This window comes from Thermodesulfovibrionales bacterium, assembly GCA_035622735.1.
Lineage (GTDB): Bacteria > Nitrospirota > Thermodesulfovibrionia > Thermodesulfovibrionales > UBA9159 > DASPUT01.
Map to the genome: position 1 here is coordinate 1 of DASPUT010000213.1, position 4,030 is coordinate 4,030.

A 4,030-nucleotide genomic window follows, 5' to 3' on the forward strand; every position below is an offset into this window, starting at 1 on the left:
ACGTTGCGGAGGATCAACCTTTACCGCTATCAGAAGGAATATCTGGCGATAACCCTTCTGACCGATGAGGGAACCATTCAGAACAGGATAGTTCGTATTGATTCCGATCTCTCGCAGCGCGACCTGAGCAGGATATCGGACTATCTGAACGCCGAGTTCACCGGCCATACGGTGAGCGAAATCAGGTCGAGAATCGTGCGGGAAATGGAGAAAGACAAGGCCCTCTGCGACACGATCATCTCTCAGGCGATACGGATATGTCGGGAGGCTCTCAATTCCGAATATAGCGACCTCTTCGTCTCGGGTCTTTCCGAAGTCCTGGGGCTCCCGGACTTTTCTGACCTCGAGAGGATCAAGGAGATCTCACGGGCAATCGAAGACAAACATCTCATCATTAAGGTCCTCGATGCCCTCTCCGAGTCGGAAGGAACAACGGTCGTCATAGGCTCTGAGAATGCCGCCTCGGAAATGAAGAAGTTGAGCATGGTGGTAGCCACATACAAGGAGGGGGACAGACCCATAGGGAGCATCGGGATCATCGGACCGACGCGCATGGATTATCTGAAGGCGATAGCGATAGTTTCTGCAACAGCGCATCACCTGACAAAGGTTTTGACCGATAAGTAGGTCGACACGATCGGGTGTAGGGAGGTGAGACGGTGGAGAACGGCGAAGTCCTAGAAAAAAAAGAGGGAGAGATTATCGAGAGCCCGGCAAAAGAGGCGAGAGAAGAAAAGAGTGAGCCCGAGGCGGAGCTCGCAGAACTGAAGGACAGATATCTCAGACTCTATGCGGAGTTTGAAAACTTTAAGAAGCGGGTCCAGAAAGACAAAGAAGAGCTTATACGATACGGCAACGAATCACTTCTCCATGACATACTCCCGGTAATCGACAACCTCGAGATGGCCTTGAAGCACTCGAGTGATGACGTATCCGATGGCCTCGTAAAGGGCGTCGAGATAACACTCAGGGAGCTCCAGCGGGTAGTCGAAAAGTACGGGCTCAGCCCTGTCCCTGCCCTCGGCAAGCCCTTCGACCCTTCAGTGCACCACGCAATGACGCAGGTGGAGAGGGCAGACGTGGACGATAAAACCGTCGTGGAGGAGTTCAGGAAGGGTTACATGCTCGGAGCAAAGGTACTGAGACCCTCCCTCGTGGCCGTCTCAAAGAAAAACGAGTGCGAATCAGAATCGAAAACCAACGTCGACAAAAGCAATAAAGAATCAAAGGAGGCATAGAGATGGCAAAGGCAATCGGCATAGACCTTGGCACAACAAACTCGGTCGTCGCAGTTGTTCAGGGCGGTGAACCCGTTGTCATACCGAACCAGGAGGGGACAAGGACAACACCTTCCGTTGTCGCCTTCACCGAAAAGGGAGAGCGGCTCGTCGGACAGATCGCGAAGAGGCAATCCATAACGAATCCTGAGAATACCATATTCTCCATAAAGAGGCTCATGGGGAGAAAGTTCAATAGTCCGCAGGTAGACCACGCGAAGAAGCGCCTCCCCTATAAAATCGTGGAGGCGCCCAATGGCGATGCCCATGTGGAAATACGGGGGAAGAGATACTCCCCGCCCGAGATCTCGGCGATGATACTCCAGAAGCTGAAACAGGCCGCGGAAGACTACCTCGGAGAGCCGGTTACCGATGCGGTGATAACGGTGCCCGCCTATTTCGACGACAGCCAGAGACAGGCCACCAAGGATGCCGGAAAGATAGCCGGCCTGAACGTTCTCAGGATTATCAATGAGCCGACCGCCGCGTCCCTCGCGTACGGGATGGACAAAAAGAAGGAAGAGAAGATCTCCGTATATGACCTGGGGGGCGGCACATTCGACATCTCGGTCCTCGAGATCGGCGAAGGCGTCATCGAGGTCAAATCGACGAACGGTGATACCTATCTCGGCGGCGACGATTTTGATTTGAGGATCATCGACTGGATGGTCGAAGAGTTCAAGAAGGATCAGGGCATAGACCTGAAGCAGGACAAGATGGCGCTGCAACGCCTGAAGGAAGCCGCGGAAAGGGCAAAGATAGAGCTTTCAACAGCGACCGAGACGGAGATAAACCTCCCGTTCGTTACGGCAGACGCAACAGGTCCGAAGCATCTCCTCATGAAACTTTCAAGAGCAAAACTTGAACAGCTTACCGGAGACCTGATCGAAAAGACTATCGAACCATGTAAACTGGCTCTTTCCGATGCGAACCTCTCTCCGCAGAATATTGACGAGGTCATTCTCGTCGGCGGGCAGACACGCACACCCAAAGTCCAGCAGGTCGTCCAGTCCTTTTTCGGAAAGGAGCCGAACAGGACGGTCAACCCGGACGAGGTGGTCGCCGTCGGAGCTGCCATACAGGGCGCAGTGCTGAAGGGCGAGGTGAAGGAGGTTCTCCTCCTCGACGTTACCCCGCTTTCCCTCGGCATCGAGACCCTCGGCGGCATATTCACAAAGATCATCGAGAAGAACACGACGATTCCCACAAAGAAGAGTCAGGTCTTCTCGACGGCTACCGACAACCAGCCCGCGGTGACGATAAAGATACACCAGGGCGAGAGGGAGATGGCTGCAGACAATAAACTCCTCGGCGTGTTCGAGCTCGTCGGGATTCCCCCGGCACCCAGGGGAGTGCCGCAGATAGAGGTCTCTTTCGATATCGACGCCAACGGCATTCTCCATGTTTCGGCGAAGGATCTCGGCACCGGCAAGGAGCAGTCGATACGGATAACCGCGTCGAGCGGCCTTGCTGACGAGGAGATCAAGAAGATGGTGCGCGACGCGGAGTCCCATGCCGAAGACGACCGGAAGAAGAAACAACTCGCCGAGGCGAGAAACGAGGCGGATACCCTCGTCTATACCGTCGAAAAGTCGCTCAAGGAATACGGAGACAAGGTTACCGAAGCCGAGAAGAGGGAGATCGAGGAGGCACTCGAGCGCTGCAAAAAGATAAAAGACACGAGCACCGATGCGGCAGAGATCCGGGCTGCCCTCGAAAATCTCACAAAGGCGTCACATAAGATGGCTGAGCACATCTATAAGACAACGGCCGGCGCTCAGGCCGGCGCCGGACCGGAGACGGAGGCAAAGGCGCCGGGCGAGGACGTTGTTGAGGCGGAGTTTGAGGAAGTCGACAAGAAAGAGAAATGAAGGACTACTATGAATTGCTGGGTGTCCCGAGAAATGCCGATGCAGCGGAGATCAAGAAGGCTTTCCGGGGGCTTGCGTTAAAGCATCATCCCGACAGAAACCCCGACAGTAAGGAATCGGAAGAGAAGTTCAAGGAAATAAACGAGGCATATTCTGTCCTGAGCGACCCTGACAAACGGGCCCACTATGACCGGTATGGAACAGCGGAGGGGATGGGGGCCGGTTTCGGCGCTTTCACCGGAGCGGGCTTCTCGGACATCTTTGGAGACATCTTCGGAGACTTCTTCGGAACCTTTACCGGTCAGCGAAGGGCGAGGCCGACAAGGGGGAATGACCTCAGATACGATCTCGATATCACCCTTGAAGAGTCTGCCTTCGGGATCGAAAAGAATATAGAGATCCCTCGTTGGGAGAGGTGTGAGGCGTGCAGCGGCTCCGGCTCGGCGCCGGGGAAAGGGCCGATCACCTGTTCACACTGTAACGGTTCGGGGTCGCTCCGTTTTCAGCAGGGATTCTTCAGTGTTTCGAAGACCTGCGGTTCCTGCCGGGGAACGGGGAAGCTCATCACCAACCCCTGCAATTCCTGCAAGGGGAACGGGAAGGTGAAGAAGCTCCGCAACATCTCCGTTAAGATTCCCCGCGGCGTTGATTCCGGTTCGCGGCTGAGGATGTCGGGGGAAGGCGAACCCGGCGTGTACGGCGGTCCGCCGGGCGATCTCTACATCATCATCGACATTCAGGACCATCCCGTCTTTGTGAGAAAGGGCAGCGATATCTACTGTGAAGCGCGGATAACATTCCCGCAGGCGGTCCTCGGAGCCGAAATAACCGTCCCGACCCTCGACGGTTCGGCGGAAGTCAGAATCCCCATCGGTACCAGCT

General features: G+C 55.3%; 4 protein-coding genes. All 4 read left to right on the forward strand.

The annotated features are described in order from the left end of the window. The coding region (locus tag VEI96_11310) for an HrcA family transcriptional regulator (GenBank protein ID HXX58579.1) at nt 1–627 on the forward strand (627 nt) is incomplete at its 5' end. Between the two features lie 32 nt (nt 628–659). Then, nucleotides 660–1,238 (forward strand): nucleotide exchange factor GrpE, encoded by a 579-nt coding sequence (grpE, locus tag VEI96_11315; GenBank protein ID HXX58580.1) that lies wholly within the window; start codon nt 660–662, stop codon nt 1,236–1,238. Between the two features lie 2 nt (nt 1,239–1,240). Continuing rightward, the gene (gene dnaK, locus VEI96_11320) at nt 1,241–3,148 is read left to right on the forward strand and encodes a molecular chaperone DnaK (protein HXX58581.1); all 1,908 of its coding nucleotides are present in this window, start codon (nt 1,241–1,243) and stop codon (nt 3,146–3,148) included. Further along, the coding region (gene dnaJ, locus VEI96_11325; protein HXX58582.1) for a molecular chaperone DnaJ at nt 3,145–4,030 on the forward strand (886 nt) is incomplete at its 3' end. The genes dnaK and dnaJ, both read left to right, overlap by 4 nt.